This is a genomic window from Pseudomonas mandelii (genome assembly GCF_900106065.1).
GTDB classification, from domain to species: Bacteria; Pseudomonadota; Gammaproteobacteria; order Pseudomonadales; family Pseudomonadaceae; genus Aquipseudomonas; species Aquipseudomonas mandelii.
The window spans coordinates 5,703,329-5,726,415 of sequence record NZ_LT629796.1 but is presented as its reverse complement, the minus strand read 5'-3'; the positions used below and the strand labels follow the sequence as shown (position 1 = coordinate 5,726,415).

Annotated in this window: 21 protein-coding genes; 9 read left to right on the top strand and 12 right to left on the bottom strand. The window is 59.7% G+C overall.

The window, feature by feature from the left end; genetic code table 11:
• Positions 1-46 precede the first annotated feature (46 nt).
• From BLU63_RS26615 to BLU63_RS26600, 4 genes are read right to left on the bottom strand one after another with little or no spacing between them, the layout of a single operon-like run.
• On the bottom strand, positions 47-628 hold the full coding sequence (locus tag BLU63_RS26615; protein WP_077747790.1) for a DinB family protein: 582 nt from the start codon (positions 626-628) through the stop codon (positions 47-49).
• An 18-nt stretch (positions 629-646) separates the two neighbouring features.
• Positions 647-1,765, bottom strand: a complete 1,119-nt coding sequence (gene zapE / locus BLU63_RS26610) for a cell division protein ZapE (protein WP_010460579.1) — start codon at positions 1,763-1,765, stop codon at positions 647-649.
• Between the two features lie 27 nt (positions 1,766-1,792).
• Positions 1,793-2,134: a nuclear transport factor 2 family protein gene (locus BLU63_RS26605; RefSeq protein WP_077747789.1), complete on the bottom strand. Its 342-nt coding sequence runs from the start codon at positions 2,132-2,134 to the stop codon at positions 1,793-1,795.
• Between the two features lie 52 nt (positions 2,135-2,186).
• Positions 2,187-2,903 (bottom strand): helix-turn-helix transcriptional regulator, encoded by a 717-nt coding sequence (locus BLU63_RS26600; RefSeq protein ID WP_010460583.1) that lies wholly within the window; start codon positions 2,901-2,903, stop codon positions 2,187-2,189.
• A 200-nt stretch (positions 2,904-3,103) separates the two neighbouring features.
• On the opposite strand from BLU63_RS26600, the gene BLU63_RS26595 reads away from it, so the two are divergent.
• Positions 3,104-4,156 carry an aldo/keto reductase gene (locus BLU63_RS26595; protein ID WP_083376676.1) on the top strand — a complete coding sequence of 351 codons (1,053 nt, stop codon included), beginning with the start codon at positions 3,104-3,106 and terminating at the stop codon, positions 4,154-4,156.
• A 76-nt stretch (positions 4,157-4,232) separates the two neighbouring features.
• Here BLU63_RS26595 and speB read toward each other — a convergent pair whose 3' ends face one another.
• Positions 4,233-5,192, bottom strand: coding sequence for an agmatinase (speB, locus tag BLU63_RS26590; RefSeq protein WP_083376675.1), 960 nt, complete (start codon positions 5,190-5,192; stop codon positions 4,233-4,235).
• A 16-nt stretch (positions 5,193-5,208) separates the two neighbouring features.
• Positions 5,209-6,300 carry a polyamine ABC transporter substrate-binding protein gene (locus BLU63_RS26585; RefSeq protein WP_083376674.1) on the bottom strand — a complete coding sequence of 364 codons (1,092 nt, stop codon included), beginning with the start codon at positions 6,298-6,300 and terminating at the stop codon, positions 5,209-5,211.
• A 101-nt stretch (positions 6,301-6,401) separates the two neighbouring features.
• Between BLU63_RS26585 and BLU63_RS26580 the strand changes: the two genes are divergently transcribed.
• The 3 genes from BLU63_RS26580 to BLU63_RS26570 all read left to right on the top strand — a co-directional run bounded on the left by BLU63_RS26580 (position 6,402) and on the right by BLU63_RS26570 (position 9,530).
• Positions 6,402-7,295 carry a LysR family transcriptional regulator gene (locus tag BLU63_RS26580; protein ID WP_010460591.1) on the top strand — a complete coding sequence of 298 codons (894 nt, stop codon included), beginning with the start codon at positions 6,402-6,404 and terminating at the stop codon, positions 7,293-7,295.
• A 219-nt stretch (positions 7,296-7,514) separates the two neighbouring features.
• Positions 7,515-8,987 (top strand): nucleobase:cation symporter-2 family protein, encoded by a 1,473-nt coding sequence (locus BLU63_RS26575; RefSeq protein WP_083376673.1) that lies wholly within the window; start codon positions 7,515-7,517, stop codon positions 8,985-8,987.
• Between the two features lie 57 nt (positions 8,988-9,044).
• The gene (locus tag BLU63_RS26570; protein WP_010460595.1) at positions 9,045-9,530 is read left to right on the top strand and encodes an LEA type 2 family protein; all 486 of its coding nucleotides are present in this window, start codon (positions 9,045-9,047) and stop codon (positions 9,528-9,530) included.
• A gap of 205 nt (positions 9,531-9,735) precedes the next feature.
• On the opposite strand, the gene BLU63_RS26565 is transcribed toward BLU63_RS26570, so the two are convergent.
• Positions 9,736-12,018, bottom strand: coding sequence for a heavy metal translocating P-type ATPase (locus BLU63_RS26565; protein WP_083376672.1), 2,283 nt, complete (start codon positions 12,016-12,018; stop codon positions 9,736-9,738).
• Between the two features lie 223 nt (positions 12,019-12,241).
• Complete coding sequence (locus BLU63_RS26560; RefSeq protein WP_083376671.1) at positions 12,242-13,168, bottom strand: universal stress protein; 927 nt, start codon at positions 13,166-13,168, stop codon at positions 12,242-12,244.
• Positions 13,169-13,392: 224 nt separating this feature from the next.
• Between BLU63_RS26560 and BLU63_RS26555 the strand changes: the two genes are divergently transcribed.
• Both BLU63_RS26555 and BLU63_RS26550 read left to right on the top strand, forming a co-directional pair.
• On the top strand, positions 13,393-13,923 hold the full coding sequence (locus BLU63_RS26555; RefSeq protein ID WP_083376670.1) for a GNAT family N-acetyltransferase: 531 nt from the start codon (positions 13,393-13,395) through the stop codon (positions 13,921-13,923).
• 290 nt (positions 13,924-14,213) lie between these two features.
• Positions 14,214-15,581, top strand: a complete 1,368-nt coding sequence (locus BLU63_RS26550) for an erythromycin esterase family protein (RefSeq protein ID WP_077747783.1) — start codon at positions 14,214-14,216, stop codon at positions 15,579-15,581.
• A gap of 16 nt (positions 15,582-15,597) precedes the next feature.
• Here BLU63_RS26550 and BLU63_RS26545 read toward each other — a convergent pair whose 3' ends face one another.
• From BLU63_RS26545 to BLU63_RS26535, 3 genes are read right to left on the bottom strand one after another with little or no spacing between them, the layout of a single operon-like run.
• Positions 15,598-16,254, bottom strand: coding sequence for a dienelactone hydrolase family protein (locus BLU63_RS26545; RefSeq protein WP_083376669.1), 657 nt, complete (start codon positions 16,252-16,254; stop codon positions 15,598-15,600).
• Entirely contained in the window at positions 16,247-16,954 is a 708-nt protein-coding gene (locus BLU63_RS26540; protein WP_083376668.1) for a phosphoribosyltransferase, read from the bottom strand. Before BLU63_RS26540 ends, BLU63_RS26545 begins: the two co-directional genes overlap by 8 nt.
• 57 nt (positions 16,955-17,011) lie before the next feature.
• Positions 17,012-17,896, bottom strand: a complete 885-nt coding sequence (locus tag BLU63_RS26535) for a universal stress protein (RefSeq protein WP_083376667.1) — start codon at positions 17,894-17,896, stop codon at positions 17,012-17,014.
• 347 nt (positions 17,897-18,243) lie between these two features.
• Here BLU63_RS26535 and BLU63_RS26530 point away from each other — a divergent pair, with 347 nt between their 5' ends.
• Genes BLU63_RS26530 through BLU63_RS26520 form a run of 3 tightly spaced genes read left to right on the top strand, consistent with a single transcriptional unit; the run spans position 18,244 to position 20,415 of the window.
• Positions 18,244-18,810 (top strand): phosphoribosyltransferase family protein, encoded by a 567-nt coding sequence (locus tag BLU63_RS26530; protein ID WP_083376666.1) that lies wholly within the window; start codon positions 18,244-18,246, stop codon positions 18,808-18,810.
• Between the two features lie 38 nt (positions 18,811-18,848).
• On the top strand, positions 18,849-19,814 hold the full coding sequence (locus tag BLU63_RS26525) for a ribose-phosphate diphosphokinase (RefSeq protein WP_083376665.1): 966 nt from the start codon (positions 18,849-18,851) through the stop codon (positions 19,812-19,814).
• A gap of 52 nt (positions 19,815-19,866) precedes the next feature.
• On the top strand, positions 19,867-20,415 hold the full coding sequence (locus tag BLU63_RS26520) for a flavin reductase family protein (RefSeq protein WP_197678990.1): 549 nt from the start codon (positions 19,867-19,869) through the stop codon (positions 20,413-20,415).
• A 135-nt stretch (positions 20,416-20,550) separates the two neighbouring features.
• Here the strand turns inward: BLU63_RS26520 and glgP are convergent, their stop codons facing one another.
• On the bottom strand, positions 20,551-23,052 hold the full coding sequence (glgP, locus tag BLU63_RS26515; RefSeq protein ID WP_083376664.1) for an alpha-glucan family phosphorylase: 2,502 nt from the start codon (positions 23,050-23,052) through the stop codon (positions 20,551-20,553).
• Positions 23,053-23,087: the final 35 nt, after the last annotated feature.

Sequence of the window (23,087 nt, the reverse complement as noted above, 5' to 3'; positions counted from 1 at the left end):
GACGGACATTATCGCGAGGTGCATTCGGCGGCAACCCGAACCTGTTTCAAACGCCCCAGATCAGCGTTTCGGTCCAGCCCAACTCGGCAAAATCCTCAGCCCTCAGGTGCGACTCCCCGGCACAGAAAAACTCGTCCAGCTGCGGCGGCGTGACCGAGGTGCCGCTGAGCATCGCGTGGACCTGGCCGCGATGATGCAGCTGGTGTTCGAACAAATGCGACAGCAGGCGCAGACGGCTGTCATGTTGCGGCGTGTCCCGGGCGATGGTCACGATGCGTCCCAGGTCGGCGTCGCGCAATTGTTCGCAATAGGCAATCAGGCGACGGTCCACATGCGCTTGTTCACGCTGCAAGTCGGCAGCCGCAGCGAACGGCTCGTCTTTGGCAAAGAACACATAGCAATCAGGATGCGGATCGTCCCCGCGCAGTTCCCGCTCCAGCGCATCCACGTAAAACCAGTCGCACGTCAGGATGTGGTTGAGGGTGGCGATCAGGCTGGGGAAGAAGCTCACTCGCGGTGCCGCCAGTTCGGCCGGGCTCAGCTGAGTCCAGGCCTTGGCGAGTCGGTAATTGGCCCAAGCATTCTGATAGGCCATGGTCAGCAAATGGTGAGACAGAGGCTGATTCATATTCGCGGCTCCCGGCCATCAGGCTTCGGCGAAACGTTGCAACTGCATTTCCTGTAAACGGCTTAACGTGCGGCGGAACGGGAATTCGAGATAACCCTCGGTGTACAACGCCGCCATCGGCACCTGCGCTTCGAGGTACAGCGGCACCTTGCGGTCGTAGCACTCGTCCACCAGGGCAATGAAACGCCGGACACCGTCGTCATGCACCGACAATTGCGGCAGCTCGCGATCACCGGCCACGACCCGTTCGGCACCGTCTTCCGTGCCTCGGGCGATGCGTCCTTCACGTTTCTGTGCGCTCAGATTTGGCACTTCACTCAACAGAATAGCGCTGAAGGTGTCGCACAGCGCCATGAAGTCCATGGCGGCGAACGGTTGTTCGCACAGGTCGGCGTAGCGGCACCAGAGTACTGTCGAACTGGCCTGCACCACAGTGACCGAGCGGTAACCAACCGTGATCGGATCGCTGGACGTGGGCTGGCCTGCGGTCAACCCGTTGAACACCTCACCGAGCGCGCTCGGCTGCCCGGGCGCCGCCACCCAATACCGTTGCAGACCCGCGCCGGGATGCAGGCGATGGTCTTCGCCGCCATCCACCGCGATCACCTGCATGTGTTTTTTGATCGCTTCGATGGCGGGCACGAAGCGGTCACGGTTGAAGCCATCGGCGTATAGCTGGTCCGGCGGTTGATTGGAGGTGCAGACCACCACCACGCCCTGCTCGAACATCACCTGAAACAAACGCCCGAGAATGATCGCGTCGCCGATGTCGTTGACGAACAGTTCATCGAAACACAGCACCCGCACTTCCTGGCTCAACTCACGGGCCAGCGCCTTCAACGGGTCGGCGGTGCCGGTCAGTTGGAACGAGCGCTGATGCACCCAGCCCATGAAATGGTGAAAGTGTTGGCGTCGGGCCGGGACCTTGAGGTTTTGGTAGAACTGATCCATCAACCAGGTCTTGCCCCGTCCGACCGGCCCCCAGAGGTAAACGCCGGTGATCGGCGTGCGGCCTTCATGCAGGGCTTCGTGGCATTTTTGCAGCGCCCACACGGCATGTTCCTGGGCTTCGTCCTGGACGAAGCCCTTCTGTTCAATGGCGTGTTGCCAGGCGCTTAGGGGAGAGTCGACATTCATGCGCGGCAGTATGCCATGCGCTCGGGTTTACAGAGAGATGTCCAGCCGGGCGATCTTGCCCTGCTCGTTGAGGCGGAACATGTAGCGCAGTTCCAGCGGACTGCCGGGAAAGGTCCCGGAAATCAGGTTGTGCACTAGGACTTTGCCGGTACGTTGCTGAACGTCGAGCACTTCGACCCGTGGTTCATAACGTTGCGCGGTGTCTTGCATCCATTGGGCGATGGCTTGCGTGCCGATCCGGTGTTGGCCCTCATCGAACACGTTGGCGTCCTCAGCAAAAAAACTGCCGACCCGCGAGGTGTCGCGGGCATTGGCGGCAGCAATGTAGGCGGCGATGGCGGGTGCCAGTGAAGAGGCTGGATTGGACATGGGTGCGGCTCCTTGTTGTTTGATTCTGGAGCCATGCTAGAACAGGTCTGTGTCAGTTCTTGTCAGGAGTGAAACGCCCGGCGTCATCCAGTTGCATCTGCTTGTGCCAGGTGCGCAACAGGTCGCTGCGTCGCCCCGGATAGCGCTCGCCCTGCTCGTGAGCGGCCGAGATCCGGTCGGTACGAAACGTGCGGTAGGCACTGCGCAATTCGCACCAGGCGACAATGATCCGCACCTCATTGAGAAAACCCAGCGCCAATGGCCAGATCAGCCGCTGACTGGGCACCTGTTGAGCGTCTGCATAATCGATGTTCAGCTTGGATTGATCGCGAATCGCCTGACGAAACACGTTCAACGGCACGGCGTTTTGCGGATACCCATAGCCGCGCGGGCCCGGCAACACCGTCGGGTTGCGCAAAGCATCCTGAGCTTCAGGCGCCAACACGGCGGCAATCTTCGCCAGGGCATCGGCCGCGGCTTTGCTCAACACCTCGTCGCCACGCTGATCGACGTAACGCAATCCGAGCACGATGGCTTCGGTTTCGTCGGCATTGAGCATCAGAGGCGGCAGGAACAACCCGCTGCGCAACACGTAGCCGACCCCTGCTTCGCCGAAGATGGGTGCGCCCAGCGCGGTCAACTCGGCGATGTCGCGGTACAACGTGCGTTCGGAAATCTGCAATTCCCCGGCGAGCGTCGCGGCCGTGGCCGGACGACTTTTACCCCGCAGTACTTGCAACAACGTGAGTAAACGAGTGGTACGCGACACGATCGGCAGGCTCTTTCCTGAAAAGTCGTCGGAGCTTAGCAGAGGCCGCTGTCAGAAGTTGGCAGGAGCGCCGCCCTGGTGGTCAGCTGTTTTGCCCTGCATGGAAAAGCGCCTTGACGAGCCATATTACTCGCATCATATTAAATACATGTTGCTAGTCATTTAAATTGCCCCCGGCGTCGTTCCTCAGGAGTTACCTCATGCATTACACAGTCTTCGGCCGCAAAACCGGCTTGCGGGTTTCGGAACTGGCGCTGGGCGCCGGTAACTTCGGCACCGGCTGGGGGCATGGCGCCGAGCGTGACGAAGCCAAGCGCATTTTCGACGGTTACCTGGAAGCCGGCGGCAACTTCATCGACACCGCCAACGGTTATCAGGCCGGCCAGTCGGAAGCCATGCTCAGCGAGTTCATCGCACCGGAACGCGATCACCTGGTTATCGCCACCAAATACACCATGGGTACCACGCCAGCCGCGGGCATTTCCCACACCGGCAACAGCCGCAAGAACATGGTTCGTGCCGTGGAAGAAAGCCTGAAACGGCTCAACACCGATCACATCGACCTGTTCTGGGCGCACATCAGTGACGGCGTGACGCCGATGGAAGAGATCCTGCGCGGCTTCGACGACCTGGTGCGCGCCGGCAAGATTCACTACGCCGGGCTGTCGAATTTCCCGGCCTGGCGCATTGCTCGCGCCGATGTCCTGGCCGAAGTACGCGGTTTCGCGCCGATTGCAGCGATTCAGGCCGAATACAGCCTGGCCGAACGCACCGCCGAACGTGAGTTGCTGCCGATGGCCGAAGCGCTCGGGCTGGCGGCTACGATCTGGTCGCCGCTGGGTGGCGGGTTTCTCACGGGCAAGTACCGCAGCAATGATGACAACAACCGCGCCGCCAAACTCGGCATGCTGGTCCACACCGAGAAAAGCGCCCACGAAACCGCCCTGCTCGACACCTTGCTCGCAGTGGCAGCGGAGCTTGAAGCCACGCCGACTCATGTGGCCATTGCCTGGCTGCGGGAAAAGGCCAAGCGTTCGACGACGGCGCTGATTCCGATTCTGGGTTCGCGCACTCGTGAGCAACTGGATGCAACATTGGGCGCGTTGACGGTGCAATTGAGCCCGGAGCAATTGTCGCGGCTTGATGGGGTCAGCAACGTGCCGAAGGGCGTGCCACATGAAACGATTACCGGTTCGGCGGCGCGGTATACAGGGGCTGAAACCCTTGACCTGCCAATCATTCCGGTGGCATGAAAAAGCTTCGCGGGCAAGCCTCGCTCCTACAGATTTGTGGCGTTCACAGACTTTGTGTTCGCCACAAGAAAGCGTCTTACCGGTCTATTTTGTGCCTGGCCGCATACAGGCACAGCATCTCCATCGCCAATGTCGCCGCCGCCAGTGACGTAATGTCCGCATGGTCGTAGGCCGGCGCGACTTCCACCACGTCCATCCCCACCAGATTGATCCCGCGCAACCCGCCGAGAATTTCCAGCGCCTGCACCGTGCTCAAGCCTCCACACACCGGCGTTCCGGTGCCCGGTGCGAACGCCGGGTCGAGGCAATCGATATCGAACGTCAGGTACACCGGGTTATCCCCCACCCGCGCACGAATCGCCTCGACAATCGCCTCACACCCTTGCCGATGCACCTGCCGCGCATCCAGCACCTGGAAGCCCTGGTGATCATCATTGGTGGTGCGCAAGCCGATCTGCACCGAGCGCGACGGATCCACCAAACCTTCCTTGGCCGCGTGCCAGAACATCGTCCCGTGATCGACGCGCTTGCCCTCTTCGTCCGGCCAGGTGTCGCTGTGCGCGTCGAAGTGAATCAGCGACAGCGAACCATGTTTGCGCGCATGGGCCTTGAGCAGCGGGTAGCTGATGAAGTGATCGCCGCCGAACGTCAACATCGCGCAACCGCCGTTCAGGATCTGCTCGGCGTGGGCCTCGATGCTTTCCGGCACCGAGTGCGGCGAGCCGTAATCGAAGGCGCAATCACCGTAGTCGATCACAGCCAGATGATCGAACGGGTCAAAGGTCCACGGCCAGTGGCGTTCCCAGGCAATCCCGGTCGATGCGGCGCGAATGCCGCGCGGGCCGAAGCGCGCACCGGGACGGTTGCTGGTGGCGGTGTCGAACGGCACACCGCTGACCACCACGTCGACGCCGCGCAAATCACGGCTATAGCGACGACGCATGAAACTGGTGATACCGGCGTAAGTACTTTCGGCGGCAGTACCAAAGAGGCTGTCGCGGGTCAGGGCCTGATCGTTTTGCATCGGGACGTCCATGGGATCTCCTTATTATTTATTGGCGGCTACGGAAAGTGGTCCACAGGCGAGTGCGCGAGCGCATGTCCTTGAGGCTCATGCTGCGGTCGGCGTACAGCCGTTCGCGGGTGTCGGCCAGGGGGTAGATGTCCGGGTCGGTCCGCACGGCTTCGTCCACCAGTGGCGTCGCTGCACGGTTGGCCGTGGCAAAGAACAGCGTGTTGGTCAGCGCCGCGACGGACTCGGGGCGCAACATGAATTCAATGAATGCCCGAGCCGCTTCGGGGTGCGGCGCGTCCTTGGGTATCGCCAGGTTGTCCTGCCAGACCAGCGTGCCTTCCTTCGGAATCCGGTAGGCCACCTCGAACGGTTTGTTGGCCTTGCGCGCCTGGTCGGCGGCCATGCTGGCGTCGCCGTTATAGGTCAAGGCCAGGCACACGCTGCCATTGGCCAGATCGCTGATCTGCCGCCCGGTGGCGACGTACAGCACATTGGGCTGCAACTGATGCAACAACGCCTCGGCGGCGGTCAGATCTGCCTTGTCGGTGCTGTAGGGATCTTTACCGAGATAGTGCAACGCCAGGCCAATCACTTCCTGGGGCGAATCGAGAATCGCAATGCCGCAATCCTTCAGCTTGCCGGCGTATTGCGGTTTGAACAGCAGATCGAGGCTGTTGAGCGGCACACCGGGCAAGCGTTTTTGCACCGCCTCGACGTTCATCCCCAGCCCCAGCGTGCCCCAGGTATACGGCACGCCATAACGATTGCCGGGGTCGACAGCCGCCAGTTTTTCCAGCAGGTCCGGGTCGAGGTTGGCGTAGCCCTTGAGCCCTTCGTGGGGAATCTCCTTCAGCGCACCGGCCGCCAGACCACGGGCCAGCACGCTGGAGGACGGCACCACCACGTCATAACCGCTGCCGCCGGTGAGCAGTTTGGTTTCCAGCACTTCCGAAGAATCGAACGTGTCGTAACGCACATGAATGCCGGTTTCCTTTTCGAAATGCTGCAGGGTTTCAGGCGGCACGTAATCGGCCCAACTGTAGAGGTTGAGGGTTTTTTCCTCTGCCTGGGCCGACGCGGCCATGGCGAGAAAGAGCGCGGGTAAACCCAGTTTGAATACGGGAGCCATGACGAACACCTGACCAGAGGAAGTGGTTGCAGCGTGCGCCCTCGGATACATTGGCGAAATACCAAGTTTGTTAACCTGACTTTATTGCGGAGTAATGTTTGATGCTCGGTCAACTCCACGACCTCGACCTGCAACTGCTGCGCCTGTTTGTCCGCGTGGTGGAATGCGGCGGGTTCAGCGCAGCGCAAGGTGAACTGGGGTTGAGCCAGTCGAGCATCAGCCAGCAAATGGCCAGACTCGAAACCCGGCTCGGCTATCGTTTGTGCAGTCGCGGCAAGGGTGGATTCCGGGTCACGCCCAAGGGCGAACAGTTGCTGAGCGCGACGCGCGGGCTGTTTGAGTCCATCGAAGCGTTCCGTCATCAATCCAACGGTGTGGCGGGTCGGTTGATCGGCGAAGTGCGCCTGGGTTTGTCCGAAGCGCTTGATCAATCGGTGCTGCAAAAAGTCGCCGATGCCATCCGTCGCTTTCGTGAACGGGACGAATCGGTGCGCATCGAGTTGATGAGCGCCATGCCCGGTGAAATGGAACGCCTGTTGCTGCAACAACGGCTGGACCTGGCGATCGGCTATTTCTCCCAAGTGCAAAGCGCGTTTGACTACCGCGAACTGTTCAGCGAAACCCAGCACCTGTACTGCGCCCCGGGTCATCCGTTGTTCACCGACGACGCGCCGGACGATCTGGCGTTGCAGGCGTGCGACCGGGTCGATCATCCCTATCGTTTTCTGCGCAGTGACGAGCCGTTTCAAGGCAAATTATGTTCGGCACGGTCCGAGCAGGTCGAAGGCACCCTCGCCTTCATCCTGTCCGGCAAGCATGTCGGCTATTTGCCTGAACATTTTGCCCGCAGCTGGGAAGACAAAGGTTTGCTGCGCGCCGTGCGCCGGGATGACCTGAGTTTTGATGTGGCGTTTCATCTGGCGCGCCATCGTGCCCAGGTGCCGGGGGATGCGCAGAAAGCCTTTGAAGAAGACCTGCTCGCCGCGTTTGAATGAACACGCACGGACCTGTGGCGAGGGAGCTTGCTCCCGTTCGGCGGCGCAGACGTCGCAAGATCTGCACACAAGGTGTGGTTGAAGGAATGCCGGGGGCCGCTACGCAGCCCAACGGGAGCAAGCTCCCTCGCCACAGCTCCGTGTGTATCGTTTGCCCTCGGTGCCCGCTGCTGGCATCCTGCGCCTCCATTTTTTGACCTGGCCCCTGGCGCTTTCCTCGTGACCTCTTCCGAACACGCAAAACCCCAGCCCCGTTCCGACCTGATCTACGGCCTCAACGACCGCCCACACCTCACCGCCACGGTCTTCGCCGCCTTGCAGCATGTGCTGGCGAGTTTTGTCGGCATCATCACGCCCACCCTGATCATGGGCGGTGCTCTGGGCCTGCAAAGCGAAGTGCCGTACCTGATCAGCATGGCGCTGTTTGTCTCGGGCCTGGGCACCTTTGTTCAGGCGCGTCGGTTCGGCCCGATCGGTTCCGGCCTGTTGTGCCTGCAAGGCACCAGTTTCTCGTTCATCAGCGTGATTCTCAGCGCCGGGTTCATGGTCAAGGCCCGGGGTGGCGGCACCGATGAAATCCTCTCGACGATTTTCGGCGTGTGCTTTTTCGCGGCATTTATCGAAGTGGTGTTGAGCCAGTTCATCGGCAAGCTGCGGATGCTGATCACACCCGTGGTGACCGGCACCATCATTACCCTGATGGGGCTTTCGCTGATCAAGGTCGCGATGACCGACATCGCCGGCGGCTTTGGCGCGGCGGACCTTGGCGCGGCCAGTCATCTGGGGTTGGCGGCGTTGGTGCTCGGCACGATCGTGGTGCTGAACCGGGTCGATGTGCCGTTCCTGCGCCTGGGGGCGATTGTCATTGGCCTGACCCTCGGTTACGTCGTGGCCTGGCTGATGGGCGACGTCAATTTCGCCAGCCTGCCCGACGTGCCGCTGATGAGCGTGCCGGTGCCGTTCAAGTACGGCTTCAATTTTGACTGGGTGGCGTTTGTGCCGGTGGCGGTGATTTTCCTGGTGTCGCCGCTGGAAGCCGCCGGTGACCTGACCGCCAACTCGATGATTTCCCGGCAACCGGTCAAGGGTCCGATTTACATCCGCCGGATCAAGTCCGGCCTGCTGGCTGACGGCCTGAACTCGGCCATGGCGGCGGTGTTCAACAGCATGCCGATGGTGACCTTCGCGCAAAACAACGGAGTGATCCAGCTCACCGGCGTGGCCAGCCGTTACGTGGCGTTCTTCATCGCCGGCCTGCTGGTGTTGCTGGGGCTGTTCCCGATGATTGGCGCGGTGCTGCAATTGATGCCCAAACCGGTGCTCGGCGGCGCGGAACTGGTGATGTTCGGCACCGTGGCGGTGGCCGGCATCAAGATCCTCGCCGAGGCCGGTCTGCATCGGCGCAACATGCTGATCGTGGCGATTTCCATCGGCATGGGCCTGGGGGTCGCAGCGGTGCCCGAAGTGCTGCGCGAGCTGCCCAAGGCGCTGCACAACATCTTCGAATCACCGATCACCGTCGGGGCGTTGTGCGCTATCGTGCTGAACATCTTCCTGCCCGAGGAATTCATCGAGCTGGAAGAGGACGATTTCGATCCGGAAGCGTCGATCTTGCAGGTCATGGAAAACCCCGATGTCCCGGCCAAGGGTGAACCCCCACGGCCTGCGGCAGTCGCACAGTTGAACCGCTAGAAAGCTCGAGGTCTGAGCCCGTGGCGGCTCAGCCCTTTTATTTATGAGAGCGTCTACATGCGCAGCGTCCACGCCGTCATCCTTTCTCTGCTGTTGCTCTCCCTGAGCGCCTGCGCCCTCTTCCCCCATCGCGATCCGTTGAACATCAACGTGGTCGGCATCGAGCCGCTGCAAAGCCAGGATATGGAAGTGCGCTTTGCCGTGAAGATCCGGGTACAGAACCCCAACGAAACGCCGATCGACTACAACGGCGTGGCGCTGGATCTGGAAGTCAATGGCCAGCCACTGGCGTCCGGCGTCAGCGATCAGTCGGGCTCGATTGCACGCTTTTCCGAAACCGTGCTGAGCGTGCCGGTGAGCGTTTCGGCGTTCTCGGTGTTACGCCAGACGTTGGGGCTGAGCCAGACGCAGACACTGAATAATCTTCCCTACGTGTTACGCGGCAAACTGGCGGGCGGCTTGTTTGGAACGGTGCGCTTCGTGGACACCGGGAAGCTGAGTTTGCCGGGGTCGACAGCCGGAACTCGGTCATACCGACAATGAATATCCCCTGTGGGAGCGAGCCTGCTCGCGAATGCGGTGTGTCAGAAAACACATGCATTGACTGACACTCCGTCTTCGCGAGCAGGCTCGCTCCCACAGGGGTGATGCTGTTCAACCAGTGACGGTTATGCGGTGCAACGGACGCCGGGCCGGGCGCGCGTAGTGACCGATCACGTCGTAGTCCTAACGCGCGCGACTTGATCTTCTAGCGCCAATCCAGATAACGAAACAGTTCCTCCTCCTGATCAAAGTGCAGTCGCACGAGGGTATCCAGACGAATCAACTGATGCTGGATCTCATCAGCAGATGCCGTTGCGGGGTCGGAACTGAAGTCGTTACTCATGCGCGTCAGTAAATGGATAAGGCGAAAAATCTCCCGGTGAGCGTGGCTCATAGCCGACATCGGGTCCTCGCCCGGCATGCTTCGCGTCAGCAGCGGGTACAGTATGTTTTCATCTTCGTGTTCATGCTGCGCCAGTGATGTTTGCAGCTTGTCGACCAGTTGCACCAGGTCGGTCTGTGCTTGCGCCAGTGGACGCCGGGCGAAGTCATTGGCCAGTTGATGCAGATCGCTCAGTACGGTGGAGAGTTGCTGGTGTTCATCTTGCAGGCGATCGATATGTTCTGCGGCAAGCTTTCGTTTCCTCAGCACCCACAACGGCCCCAGTGCCCGCAAGGCGTTAAGGATAATCACCACGTCGATACCCTCCTGCACCACGGCGCCAATCAGCGGCGGCAGGTAACCGAGGGCCGCCACCGCCATGGCCAGCAACGACATCCCCATGCCGACCAGCACACCCTGACGGGCGATGTAGCGGGTGCGTCGGGCAATGTCCAGCGCCTCGACCAGACGATCCAGCCGATCCACCAGCAACACAACACCTGCGGCTTGTGCAGAAGCAGTGGCACCGCTGGCCCCCATGGCTACGCCGACGGTGGCCGCCGCCAGGGCCGGGGCATCGTTGATGCCATCACCGACCATCAGTGTGCTGGTGCGCAGGCAACCTTCCTGTACAGCACGCACTTTATCCTCAGGGGTCAACCCGGCACGCAGCTCGTCAATCCCGGCAGATAGCGCAATCATCTCGGCGGTTTCCAGGCGATCCCCGGTGAGCATGACTATCTTTTCGATGCCCCGATTACGCAGTCGATGCAGAGTCTGTGGCGTTTCGCGCCGAACCTTGTCCGAGAAAACCAGCAGGCCCGCGAGTTGCCCATCCACATCGATGAAGCTTCCACTGCACGCCAGGTAATCCATGTGGCGCAGCATGGCGGCGACCCAGTCAGTTTCAGGGGCGTCTTTGTGAGCGAAAGACAACGAGCCGAAACGCACCTGCACGCCATCGACTTGCCCACAAAGTCCAGAGCCGGGGCTTTCTTCTACTTCCTGTGGGACGCTCAGAGGCAATTGACGCTGATGCGCCGCCTCAACGATGGCCTGGGAGACAGGGTGCGTCGAGGCCTGCGCCAGCGAAGCGGCCAGGCCAAGCAGGCGCTGCGGATCGACCAGTCCGTTGACCTCTATCGACTGCAGACGGGCATGGCCGCTGGTCAGCGTGCCGGTCTTGTCGAGGAACACCTGCTTGACTCCGGCCAACGCTTCCAGGGTCACGCCGTCCTTGATCAGTATCCCGCGCCGCGCTGCCCTGGAAATCCCCGACATGATGGCAATCGGTACGGCCAGAATCAAAGGGCAAGGTGTGGCCACCACCAGTACCGCCAGCGCTCGCAAAGGATCACCACTCAATTGCCAGGCCAATCCGGCAATCAGCAACGTCAGCGGGATGAAGAACAATGCATAGCGGTCGGCCAGGCGCACGAAAGGTGCGCGTGAACGACGTGCCTCCTCGGCCAGCCGCACTATGCCGGCATAGGTACTCTGCGCGGCCGTTCGCGTGGCGATTATCAGGATGGGGGCACCGACATTGGAAACGCCGCTGGGCAGTTGCTCTCCTTCTCGACGGGTGACGGGCAACGACTCACCGCTGAGCGCCGATTCGTCCAGAATGGCCGCAGGACTTAGCAACCGACCGTCGACCGGTATCACCTCCCCCAGCCGCACCAGCAATGTCTGATTCAGCTGGACCTGCTCAACGGGGATCTCGCGTAAGCCGCCCTCCTCCTGCAGCCAGGCAAAACGTGGCGCCCGGTCGATGAGCGCACGAAGCTCACGGTCGGCGCGTTGCTTGGTGAAAAACTCCAGGGTCCGTCCGGTCGCCAGCATTAACGCAATCACCGCTGCCACCAGTGTCTGATCAAAGACCAGGGCGGCAGTGATCGACAGCAGCGCGATCAGGTCGACACCGGCCTCGCGCCGGGCCAGGCGCCTGACGATTTCAAGGAGCAGTACCGCAGCCATCACCAGACTTCCGGCGGCCCAGCACCTCGATGCCCAATCAGGTGCTTGCGCAACATACGCAATGCCGCCGGCCAGCAGCGTCAGTGCGGTGAGCAGCAACAGAACAGGGTCCAGCCACTTACTGAGCATCGAAGTGAGTTCCTCAAAAGCGATTTGCAGGCCTCGCTGTAAAACAGCTGTCGCTCATCGAGGTATAGCTTAGGACTCGAATGTCTTTCGTGTCCCCGGCGCGCCGCAATTTCAGCGCTGGACACAACAGAAGTCGCGGTTGTGCCCGGACGAACCAGGTGTAAACCTGTTTCAGGACTAGACAGTGCAAAAGGCTGAAGCAAGGCGTGCGTTAACGCTGCGATCACATCTTCTCTTCCACGAACGAGTCTGATTGTCTGACCGCCAGAATGCTGCCCTGCAACGAATACAGCGCGCGCTCCATAGTGCTGCCGATGAATCGATTAGTACCCACCCGATGCAAGGTGCCCATCACCACGACGTCAGCCTGGTAATCATCGACAAATGCACTGATCACCGGCATCGGCAGCCCCATGAAAAAATGCCGGCGCTCTGGAGCAATGCCATAGCGCTCAGCCAGGGTGTTGAAGGCCTGATGAAGGGACGCTCGCAACTCATCCATGAAGGCCACATTCCAGCAGCCGGTGATCAGCGGCGTATCGCCATTGAATGCAGGCGATAAGTCATAGGCGTAAAGCAGGTGCAGCGATGCGTCGCATTGCACGGCCAGCGTATGAGCTGCCTGAATAATGGCATCGTTCACATCACGGATTTGTGTGACCGTATCAAACAGGTCCACAGCGGCGACGATCTGATGAGGCAACTCATCATGGACCTGGTTGACCAGGTGCAACGCAACGGGACACCCGCGCAGCAAATGGTAATCCAGAGGTGTGACGAACACCCGTCCAAGTACCGGGTCCACCGTGACATCCTTGATGACCAGGTCGGGCTTGAGCTCTTCTACACACTTCACGATGTCGAGCAGTGGTTCGCAGGTGAAGACAACTTGCACGTTCACGTCCAATCCCTGTGCATTGAGCCCCTGAAGTGTCTGGTCCCTCCAGTGGAGATAATGGCGCTGATATCGCTGGTCCCCCTCCTCGTCTCTGTTCTCTTCCCACACATGCGCCATGGCCGCCGGTTCGATAAAGGCTCGTACATCCAGCATGGCTCCACTGGCCCTGGCCAGGGCGATGGCACGCAGCAAGGCTGGGGCCTCTTTGAGGTTTGGGTTGGCGATCAGCAGCAAGCGTTGATAGTGGGCCATGACACACCTCGTCTATACACCGGCCCATAGCGTGGCCATGTTCAAAGACTGCGCTCGTTGCGCCCTATGCCTGTTTGATTTACATCAAATCCAGGCAATTGAGTGCACTGTCACAAGAGATCTGATCCAGATCATATTCAGGCGCAGTCAGCGGAGTAGAAAGAAGTGAATCGCGAGATTTGCCACTGCGCGCCAACCTATGAAGACGGCTGGAGGATCGCATCATGCTCACTGTCAAAGACCATAATGATCGGGCCTCTGAAGCCTATTCCAAAGTCACTGGGAAATACTGGATCGAAGCGCTCAAGGATGGTCGTCACGTGTTGATCCGGCAACTGACGGAAAAAGACCGCGAGCGAGAGTACCGCTTCATCAAACATCTGTGCCCTGAGTCCCGGCACATGCGCTTTCTCATGCAGAGCAACGAACCCGGCAACAAGCAGTGCCTGGCATACATCGCACTGGTCCACGAAAATGGCCAATTGATCGAGATCGGCGTCAGCCGGTATGTCGCCACGGGCGAATACAAGTGTGAATGTACGGTGACAGTCGCCGATCAATGGAAGCGTCTGGGTTTGGGTACGCTATTGCTGGAACATTTGATCACGGCCGCGCGCAAGAACGGTTTTCACCAGATGTATGCGCTCGACGCCTCCAGCAATGCCCCGATGCGCGACCTGGCCAGATCACTGGGCTTCGAGACGCGCGACGATCCCTACGATACCCGTCAGGTGATTCACTGCCTGTACCTGTAAAACAACGGGTCTGTTGAAGCACCTTGATCCGGCGACTCATATAAGCGGCCTATTGACCCGCCAGGCGAGGAATCTGGCCCCCGACACCTTCTCTCAAGCCTTTGCACCCTTTATTGACGAAACTCAATTGTTCATCTGGAGCAAGGCGTAGGAATAATCAAACAGGTGATGAATCGACACAAAAGTTTGCGTTTAAACACAATGTGTCGAGGACCTGCGGATCGATCTCCGGCGGTTGTGCGCAAGCGCAATACCGCTGGCGGTAACCCACCCTTACGGGGACGACGGTCATGAACACACCCTCCCAAGACATGCTGGATAACCTGTATGGCTCACCTCGGCACATTGACCAGGCTGCCATCGCACCGCTTCTGCGCCAATACGCTGAGCCTCTGCCGGCGCTGGACTCATCCGCCTTTGGTGAAATGTTCGATCGCTATGCGGATGCGCGCGTGGTGATGATTGGTGAGGCCAGTCATGGCACCAGTGATTTTTATCGAACCCGGGCAGCGATCACCCAAAGGCTGATTGAGCAACACGGGTTCAACATTGTGGCCGTTGAAGCCGACTGGCCGGACGCCGGCCATGTCGACCAGTATGTCCGGGGGTTGGCACACTCGGCGTGGAAACGTCACATCTTCAGCCGATTCCCGACCTGGATGTGGCGCAACACCGACGTGAGAGCATTCGCCCACTGGCTGCATCTCTACAACCACACCCTCGCCACTGAACGTCGCGTCGAGTTCCGCGGGCTGGACGTCTACAGCTTGCGCAACTCCATCCATGAGGTGCTGAGTTATCTGGACCGGGTCGACCCACAGCTGGCCCACGAGGCCCGGCGGCGCTATGGCTGTCTGACCCCTTGGCAGGATGATCCCGCGTTGTATGGTCACTTCGTCGAACGTGCCGGCTTGATGCCTTGTGAGCAACCGGTGATTGAACAGCTCGACGCCATGCTGGCCGAACAACTGGCCGGGCTTATCCAGAACGACGAGGCCTTCTTCAATGCGGCGCAAAACGCTCGGGTGGTGCAGGCGGCGGAACAGTATTACCGTGCGATTTATCGAGGGTCGACCGCCTCGTGGAACCTGCGTGACCGGCACATGTTCGACACACTTCGGGCACTGCTTGAGCACCGGGGTCCACAAGCCAAAGCCGTGGTCTGGGCGCACAATTCTCATATCGGCAACGCGGCTGCGACGGAAATGGGCTGGAAGGGTCAGTTCAACATCGGTCAGCTGTGCCGCAGTGCTTATGGGCGCGATGCCGTACTGATCGGCATGAGCACCGACCGTGGCCAGGTGGCCGCAGCCGATGACTGGGACGGCGACATGCTCATCAAGGACATCCGGCCCTCTCGCCCGGACAGTTGGGAGCACCAGTTTCTCAAGGCGGGTGTGCCGGCGTCATTGACCGACTGGCGAGACCCAACGCGCAAAGCGCTGCGCCGTGTGCTGTCCAAACCGTTGCTGGAACGGGCCATCGGGGTGATTTACCGCCCTGAAACCGAGCGTGGCAGTCACTACTTCGAAGCGACGCTGGCCGAACAGTTCGACGCCATGATCTGGATTGAACAGACCCAACCCGTGACAGCACTGGCGCTACCGAAAAGCCAGAGACTCGAACCGGAAGACGAAACCTATCCGTTTGGCGTGTGAGGCCGATCAGGCGTTGTCAGGCGGGGTCGTGCAAATACTTCTCGAACCAGTCGCCAGCGAGTCTGGCGACTTCTTCAAGGGCTCCAGGTTCTTCGAAAAGATGAGTCGCGCCCGCCACAATTTCCAGCTGCTGCTCACACCGCAAGGCCTGACTGCTTTGATCATTCAGTTCGAGCACCACCGGGTCCTGGGCACCTACGATTTGCAGAGTGGGTGCCCTCACCTGCGACAATGCCGCCCCCGCCAGGTCGGTGCGCCCTCCGCGGCTGACCACCGCATGCACCACCTCCGGGCGCACGGCCGCCGCCAACAACGCCGCCGCAGCACCGGTGCTTGCGCCGAACAGACCGATTCGCAGCGAGTGCAACTCCACGTCCCGACCGACCCAGTCGATGACGTCCACCAGTCGCCTGGCGAGCAAGGCAATATCGAAACGCAGCTCCCCGGTGAGGTTGTCCAGGCGTTGCTCTGGCTCCGTGAGCAGGTCGAACAGCAGCGACGCCAGCCCCCGCTTGGCCAAGGACTCTGCGACAAACTGATTGCGTGGGCTCAGACGGCCACTGCCGCTACCGTGCACGAAGATCACCAGACCGTCAGTCTGCAGCGGCAGACGCAGATCGGCCGATAACTCAACCTCACGCAATTCCAGCTGTCGAGATTGAGGCTTAATCATCGAAAGGTTCCCGCGAGGCGGAATCGGTGGCGGCTTCTCGCTGCCAGGCCCGTTGCAACAAATCAATGACTTCTTCGTCCGAGGTCTGGGGGAAACTCAAGTACCAATACCCGATCGACATCATCCATTCAGGTATGAGTGGGCAGATCACCTCATCGACTTCGAAGCTCAGCGTGTCCACCGTTTCCCGCGGCGCAACCGGTACGGCAACGACGATACGAGCAGGTGCCTGCATACGCACCGCGCGGATCGCCGCCATCATCGAGGCGCCCGTCGCCAGGCCGTCATCCACCAGAATCACCACCTGCCCCTTGAGCTGCAAGGGTGGCCGGGCGCCCCGGTACAGGTGCTCCCGCCGCTGCAATTCCCGTGTTTCACGCGCGACCACGGCGTCGAATGCGGCCGGGGAAATCGGGTGAGCCCGCAGCGCTTCTTCATTTCGGATCTGGATACCGCCACTGGCGATGGCACCCATGGCGAACTCGGGGTTGGACGGCACGCCCAGTTTGCGCACCAGCATCAGGTCCAGGCGCACGTCCAGGGCCTTGACCACTTCATAGGCAACCGGAACGCCGCCACGGGGCAAGGCGAGGACGATGACATCGGGTCGATGGGCGTATTTGAGCAACGGTTCCACCAGACGTCGACCGGCTTCTGCCCGGTCCTCCAATGTGGTTTGTAATGAGGGGCTTTGACTCATGAAAAACCTCCTCAGGCGATGACGCCTGTCGTTTCGTTACACCATGGCCTTGTCCGGCTAGACTGCCAGAACACTGCAAGGCACCTGGTACAGAATATGTTCGGTCGTGCTGCCCAGCAGCTTCTCCAGGCCGTGGTACTGGACTCGGCCCATCACGATCACATCCACCTGCTGCTCGTTGGCAAAATCGCTCAACGCCGCGACCGGATGTCCGAGAACAAAATGCCGACGGTCAGAGGGGACGCCGTACCGACCGGCCAATTTGCTGAACGATTGTTCCTCGGTGGTGCGCAACTCTTTGGTGATGTCTGGAAGCGCCAGCCCCCCCATGTCTGCCAGATAGACCCCTGAAAGATCGCAGGCATACAGCAGGTGCAGCTCGGCATCGCACTGCAACGCCAGATTGGTGGCTTGCTGAATGATCCGCTCGTTCAGCTCGCTGTCCGCAGGCGCCGTATCCGACGCGTCAACCGCCGCCACGACCTTGCGCGGCAAGGCATGACCACCGCCGCCCACCAGATAGACTGGTATCGGGCAGTGGCGCAACAAATGCCAATCCAGCGGGGTGAAGAACGCGCGTTTGAGCGCTGATTCGTGCTGCACTTCTTTGATCAGCAGGTCGGGCTGCATTTCCGTGACGTGATCAAGAATGTCTTGCTTCATGTCGTCGGCCCACATCACCTCTGTCGTCACTTTGAGCCCCAGCGCATTGAGATTGGTTGCCTGGTTTTTCAGCCAGTCGCGATGGTCCTGAAGGTAGCTTTCCCGGGCTTTTTCCTGCACGCCTTCGTCAAGCAGTGACAGTATCTCCAACGGCTTTACAAGCGCAGCAATATGCAAGCTCGCGCCGCTGGCCTTGGCCAGAGCGGCCGCATGGTTTATCGCTGGGGAATGGCGCAGGGCCGGGTTGATGATGAGTAACAAGCGTTGATATTGGCTCATGATCTGACTCCATACAGGGGGACTCGACGTCCATCGCTGCCCCATTGCTGAGACTAGTCGTAACGCCTGCGCCGGATCAGGCACCCGCGTTGATTCAGCGTCCTCTGTTGATGTCGCCCTGGCGTTGATTTATATCAAATCCCCGCGTAACGCCGTTCATTGGACCAATGCGGGTCATGGATCGGGCTTTCATTTCACCGTACTTGATCAATATCAACAGGGCCGGGCCGAGCAGGATTACGTTGGCAAAATGGGACGGCATTTTTGCTGTGCTCAGGACTTTGATGCTTGCCGGTTCCTTGATGGTGTGATGCCCCCACCGCACCGGCTTTCGACAGGAGACGACAATGTCGACCCAACTTGCGAGTCAGCGTTTGCGCTTGTACGACAGCGATGAACTCGATGGCGTGCTGCAGGCGATGGCTCGCCAAGCGGCGATATTGTTGCCGCCCGCTCAATCGGCACTGATTGGCATCCAGCGTCGCGGCGAGCCGCTGGCACAGCGCTTACAGCAGCATCTTTCGCGTCAGACCGGCCAGCCAGAACTGCCGCTTTACCCCCTGAAGGTCAAGCGTTATGCCGATGACCTCAAGGTCCTGCATGCACAGACGGAATTGACTGAGAACCCACTTCTGGGCGAGCTGGACCTTGCCAATACCACCCTGCTTGTTGTCGACGATGTGCTTTTTGAAGGCCACTCCCTTCTGCGCACCTGTGCCTATTTGGCGCAGCTGGGCGCTCGTCGGGTCTACACTGCGGTATTGGTTGACCGGCATGTTTGCCAGCAACCGATCCGTGCCGACATTGTCGGCGTGCACCTGCAAGTTGCCGCCCATGACATCGTCGAATGCAACGTCCCGCCCTACGAAATGGAGTTCTGCATTGAAGTGTTGCGTCATGGTGCTGCCCGATGATGGCGCAACTGTTCGATAAGCCTCAAAGGAGCCAATGCATGCTCACCGACCGCCCGCTTCTTTTTGCCCTGCAAGGCAGTGAGCACTATGCAACACGCGTCGCGCAGCGGCTTGGCTGCCAACTGGCCCTGCATGAAGAGCGCGACTATGAAGATGGCGAACATAAATGCCGACCGCTGGCGTCGGTTAACGGTCGCGAGGTCGTGGTGTTCCATGCTTTGTATGGGGATGACCGGCAGAGCGCTAACGATAAGTTGTGTCGCCTGTTGTTCTTTTGCGGAGCACTCAAGGATGCCGGCGCTCGCCATGTGCAGGTCGTAACACCCTACCTCTGCTATGGACGAAAAGATCGTCGCAGCCAACCTCAAGACCCCACGATCACCCGCTACCTGGCGGCCATGATTGAAGCCTGCCACGTTGATCGTCTGGTTGCCCTGGAGGTGCATAATCCGGCCGCGTTCGACAATGCCTTTCGCATTCCAACGTGGAACGTGCAGTGCACAGAATTATTCGCCGAGCATTTCGCCAGGTTCGTCGGCGACGCCGACGTGGTGGCGGTGTCCCCGGATTCCGGTGGTGCCAAGCGCGCCGAACAGTTTCGTCAGGCCCTCGAACGACATCTGGGACGCTCAGTGGGCAGTGCGCTGATGGAAAAGCACCGTGCTCACGCGACGCTGACAGGCGCCCTGTTGGTGGGCGACGTATCGGGTAAGACAGCCATTGTTTTCGACGATCTGATCAGTACCGGTGAAACGCTGAAGCATGCGGGCCTTGCCTGTCAAAAGGGTGGAGCCAGCCGATTGTTTGCCGCGGCGACCCATGGTTTGTTCACGGCGGGCAGCCATCTGTTCGACAAGCCGCTTTTCGAGCACATTGCGATCTCTGACAGCGTGCCTCCATTTCGCCTATCCCCCGAGTGCGTGACGCAGCACGTGCACGTAATCGACAGCACCGCCCTGATAGCCACCTTGCTGGCTGAAAGTGGAGCATTCGATACCGTTTGAGCAGATGAAGAGGCCGATCAAAGACAATGGGGAGTGCCTGACGTTGAAAAAGATGAAAATCAACACAGCATTCACACTGATGGAGCCAGGCCCGGTGGTCTTCGTCACCACAAATGATGGCCGCAAGAACAACATTATGACCATCTCGTGGACCATGGTGATGGGCTTCACGCCGATTTTTGCCATCACCACCGGGCCCTGGAACTATTCGTACGCCGCGCTTCTGAAAACCAAGGAGTGCGTCATTTCAATCCCCACTGTCGATTTGATCGATTGCGTTATTGGTGTGGGAACCTGTTCTGGTGCCGACACAGACAAGTTTGCAACCTTCGGATTGACGCCCGTGAAAGGCAAACATGTCAGGTCACCCTTGATTAAGGAATGCCTGGCCAATATCGAATGCAAGGTTGTCGATATCATCGAGAAACACAACATTGTTGTCCTCGAAGGCCTCGCCGCCTACATCGATGAGTCACGCAAAGAGACACGAACCCTTCATTCAGTGGGTGATGGTTCCTTTGTCGTGGACGGACGCAAACTGGATAGAAGAGAAATGATGCAGTCGAAGCTACCAGAGGGTGTCCAGGTGGTTAGTCAATGATAATGAGCGCCACCGGCGTCCACTTGGCAGGCAATGAACAGTCATCGACGAGTCACTGACCTGGTGCGTTCCCGAGCGTTAATAAAAGCCTTCCGGGTAATACGTTGAGACCTGTCAGGTGAAGGCGAGCCAGCGTCAACGTTGCCACGCAATAAGTGCATTTTCCGCTGGCAGAAAGGCGTCTGAGTGCCAGGCGCGTACCCGAGGGGTGTAGCCATCCACGGGCCGCGTGGCAGCGACCGAGGTGGAAAAGATATAGCCTTGGATGGCGCCGGGTATGGGGCCGACAGCGTTCATCGGCAGGCATTCTGCCGGGTGTCCATCGCACGGGGCGGCATAGAGTTCCACCCTTACCCACTCCGGTGCGATCTCCCCCAGATAGACCGGCACGCTGATGTACAGCCACTCGCCGTCGTGTTTCGCATCGACCGTGCCGAAATGTATGTTGTCCCATCCCAAGGCAACCGCCTTGTGCCAGGCATGAAGCCCACGTGCGAGTTCAGCCTTATCCTTGCTACGGCGTCGGAACGCCTGGATCGCCGGTTGGTAACAACAACCCAGGTATTCGAGCAGCATGCGATTGCTACTGAATTGCGGCCCCAGTTGCGACATGCTGGCGCGCATGCGTTGCACCCAGTCTCGTGGAATTCCCTGCGTGTCGCGTGTGTAAAAGGTGGGCACTACTTCTTCTTCGAGCAGGCGGTACAAGCACTCGGCGTCGGCTACATCGTCGCTGGGGGCGTCGTCGCCGATTGCCCAACCGCAGGTGGGCTGGTACGCCTCCGCCCACCAACCGTCCAGTTGGGACAGGTTAAGTCCGCCATTGACCAGAACCTTCATCCCACTGGTGCCACAGGCTTCCCATGGTCGTCGCGGTGTATTGATCCAGACATCGACGCCTTGCACCAGATGTTGGGCCTGTTCAATGTCGTAATCCTCCAGGAACACGACATGCCTTCGCAGATTTGGACGATGAACAAACTCCATCCATGCCTGGATCAGCTGCTTGCCCTGCTCGTCACTGGGATGGGCTTTACCGGCGATGATCAGTTGGACGGGTCGATGCTCATCGGTTAGCAGGCGGCTCAGGCGCTCCGGGTCATGCAGCAACAAATTCGGTCGCTTATAGTCGGTGAATCGCCGCGCGAAGCCGAGCGTAAGGCAATTGGGATCGAGCACCTGCGCGGCTTCTTCGACCCGCTGAGGTGACTCGCCACGCTGTCCAAGGTGCCATGCCAAACGGTGACGCGTGTAATGCACCAGATCGCGGCGTTGCTCGGCGGCCATCGTCCACAAGGCCCTGTCATCACTGTGGGAGACCGTCCCTGAGAGAGACTCCACCGTGCCGAGCCAACGTTCCTTGCCACAGGTGCTAGTCCATAGGTGATCGGACCACACCGAATCCCAGGATGGCACATGGACGCCGTTGGTAATGTGCCCCACAGGTATCTCTTGAAGCGGCCAGCGTGGATAAAGATCACTGAACAATTGACGGCTGACCTCGCCATGCAAACGACTCACGGCATTGCACTGGGCGCACCCACGCAATGCCAGAAAAGCCATGTTGAACGGCTCATCGTCGTCCGCCGGATCACGCCGGCCCAACGCAAGCAGCTCGCGCAATGAAATGCGACAGTCTTCGAGATACTCACGCGCGTACTTGTAAATGAGCGAGGGTGGAAATAAGTCGAAACCCACAGCCACTGGCGTATGCGTTGTGAATACGTTACCTGCACGCGTTGCCCACCATGCTTCCCAGAACGATGTACCCATCTTGTGCATAAAGCGACGGGCACGTTCCAGCACAAGCAGTGCGGCGTGACCTTCGTTAAGGTGGCACACGTCAACGTCGATACCCAGTGCGTCGAGTACCGCCCAGCCACCAATGCCGAGCACCACTTCCTGGAGCAAACGCATTTCCGAGCCGCCGCCATACAACTTAGAGGTGATACCGCGGTCGGCGGGCCCATTGCGCAGATCGTTACTATCCAGCAGATACAGGCGCGTACGTCCGACAATGGCCTGCCATATACGCAAATACAAAGTGCGACCGGGAAGTTGCAGCACGATTTTCAGCCAGGCGCCGTCATTTCCGATCGTTGGCTGAATCGGCAGGCTGGTGGCGTCGTTGTAAGGATAGGCCTCATGCTGCCTGCCTTGCGCGTCGATGTATTGCCGAAAATAGCCTTCCTGATAGAGCAAACCCACCCCAAGTATCGGAACGCCCATGTCGCTCGCCGTCTTCAGATAATCTCCTGCAAGCACACCGAGTCCGCCGGCGTAGAGCGGAAAGGCCTCACTCAAACCGTACTCCATGCTGAAATAGGCGATCCGCGCCGAATCCCTGGCCCCTTGCTGCTGTGCATACCAGCCTGAGTCGTCGAGATAACGCCGGTGCTCTGCGATGGCGTGCGCCAGTTTCTGCGAGAAGTCAGGATCTCGGCAGAGTTCGTCAAGACGCTGCTGCGAAGCATTCTGCAGAATCATCCACGGATTATGGGTACGCACCCAAAGTTCTGGGTCAATCGATTTCCACAGGTCGTCGAGTGCATGATTCCAGGTCCAGCGCAGGTTAAGCGCGAGTTCGGTCAGTGCGCAGAGTTGCTCTGGCAACTCACGTGGCAAGAAGGCGAACACGTCGATACCTCAATGTAATCGGCAGTTTTGCGGAT

Excerpts from the sequence above, each read along its gene's own strand:
- BLU63_RS26615 (WP_077747790.1), bottom strand. The coding sequence starts at position 628 with ATGAATCAGCCTCTGTCTCACCATTTGCTGACCATGGCCTATCAGAAT.
- zapE (WP_010460579.1), bottom strand. The coding sequence starts at position 1,765 with ATGAATGTCGACTCTCCCCTAAGCGCCTGGCAACACGCCATTGAACAG.
- BLU63_RS26605 (WP_077747789.1), bottom strand. The coding sequence starts at position 2,134 with ATGTCCAATCCAGCCTCTTCACTGGCACCCGCCATCGCCGCCTACATT.
- BLU63_RS26595 (WP_083376676.1), top strand. The coding sequence starts at position 3,104 with ATGCATTACACAGTCTTCGGCCGCAAAACCGGCTTGCGGGTTTCGGAA.
- speB (WP_083376675.1), bottom strand. The coding sequence starts at position 5,192 with ATGGACGTCCCGATGCAAAACGATCAGGCCCTGACCCGCGACAGCCTC.
- BLU63_RS26585 (WP_083376674.1), bottom strand. The coding sequence starts at position 6,300 with ATGGCTCCCGTATTCAAACTGGGTTTACCCGCGCTCTTTCTCGCCATG.
- BLU63_RS26580 (WP_010460591.1), top strand. The coding sequence starts at position 6,402 with ATGCTCGGTCAACTCCACGACCTCGACCTGCAACTGCTGCGCCTGTTT.
- BLU63_RS26570 (WP_010460595.1), top strand. The coding sequence starts at position 9,045 with ATGCGCAGCGTCCACGCCGTCATCCTTTCTCTGCTGTTGCTCTCCCTG.
- BLU63_RS26565 (WP_083376672.1), bottom strand. The coding sequence starts at position 12,018 with ATGCTCAGTAAGTGGCTGGACCCTGTTCTGTTGCTGCTCACCGCACTG.
- BLU63_RS26560 (WP_083376671.1), bottom strand. The coding sequence starts at position 13,168 with ATGGCCCACTATCAACGCTTGCTGCTGATCGCCAACCCAAACCTCAAA.
- BLU63_RS26555 (WP_083376670.1), top strand. The coding sequence starts at position 13,393 with ATGCTCACTGTCAAAGACCATAATGATCGGGCCTCTGAAGCCTATTCC.
- BLU63_RS26550 (WP_077747783.1), top strand. The coding sequence starts at position 14,214 with ATGAACACACCCTCCCAAGACATGCTGGATAACCTGTATGGCTCACCT.
- BLU63_RS26545 (WP_083376669.1), bottom strand. The coding sequence starts at position 16,254 with ATGATTAAGCCTCAATCTCGACAGCTGGAATTGCGTGAGGTTGAGTTA.
- BLU63_RS26540 (WP_083376668.1), bottom strand. The coding sequence starts at position 16,954 with ATGAGTCAAAGCCCCTCATTACAAACCACATTGGAGGACCGGGCAGAA.
- BLU63_RS26535 (WP_083376667.1), bottom strand. The coding sequence starts at position 17,896 with ATGAGCCAATATCAACGCTTGTTACTCATCATCAACCCGGCCCTGCGC.
- BLU63_RS26530 (WP_083376666.1), top strand. The coding sequence starts at position 18,244 with ATGTCGACCCAACTTGCGAGTCAGCGTTTGCGCTTGTACGACAGCGAT.
- BLU63_RS26525 (WP_083376665.1), top strand. The coding sequence starts at position 18,849 with ATGCTCACCGACCGCCCGCTTCTTTTTGCCCTGCAAGGCAGTGAGCAC.
- BLU63_RS26520 (WP_197678990.1), top strand. The coding sequence starts at position 19,867 with ATGAAAATCAACACAGCATTCACACTGATGGAGCCAGGCCCGGTGGTC.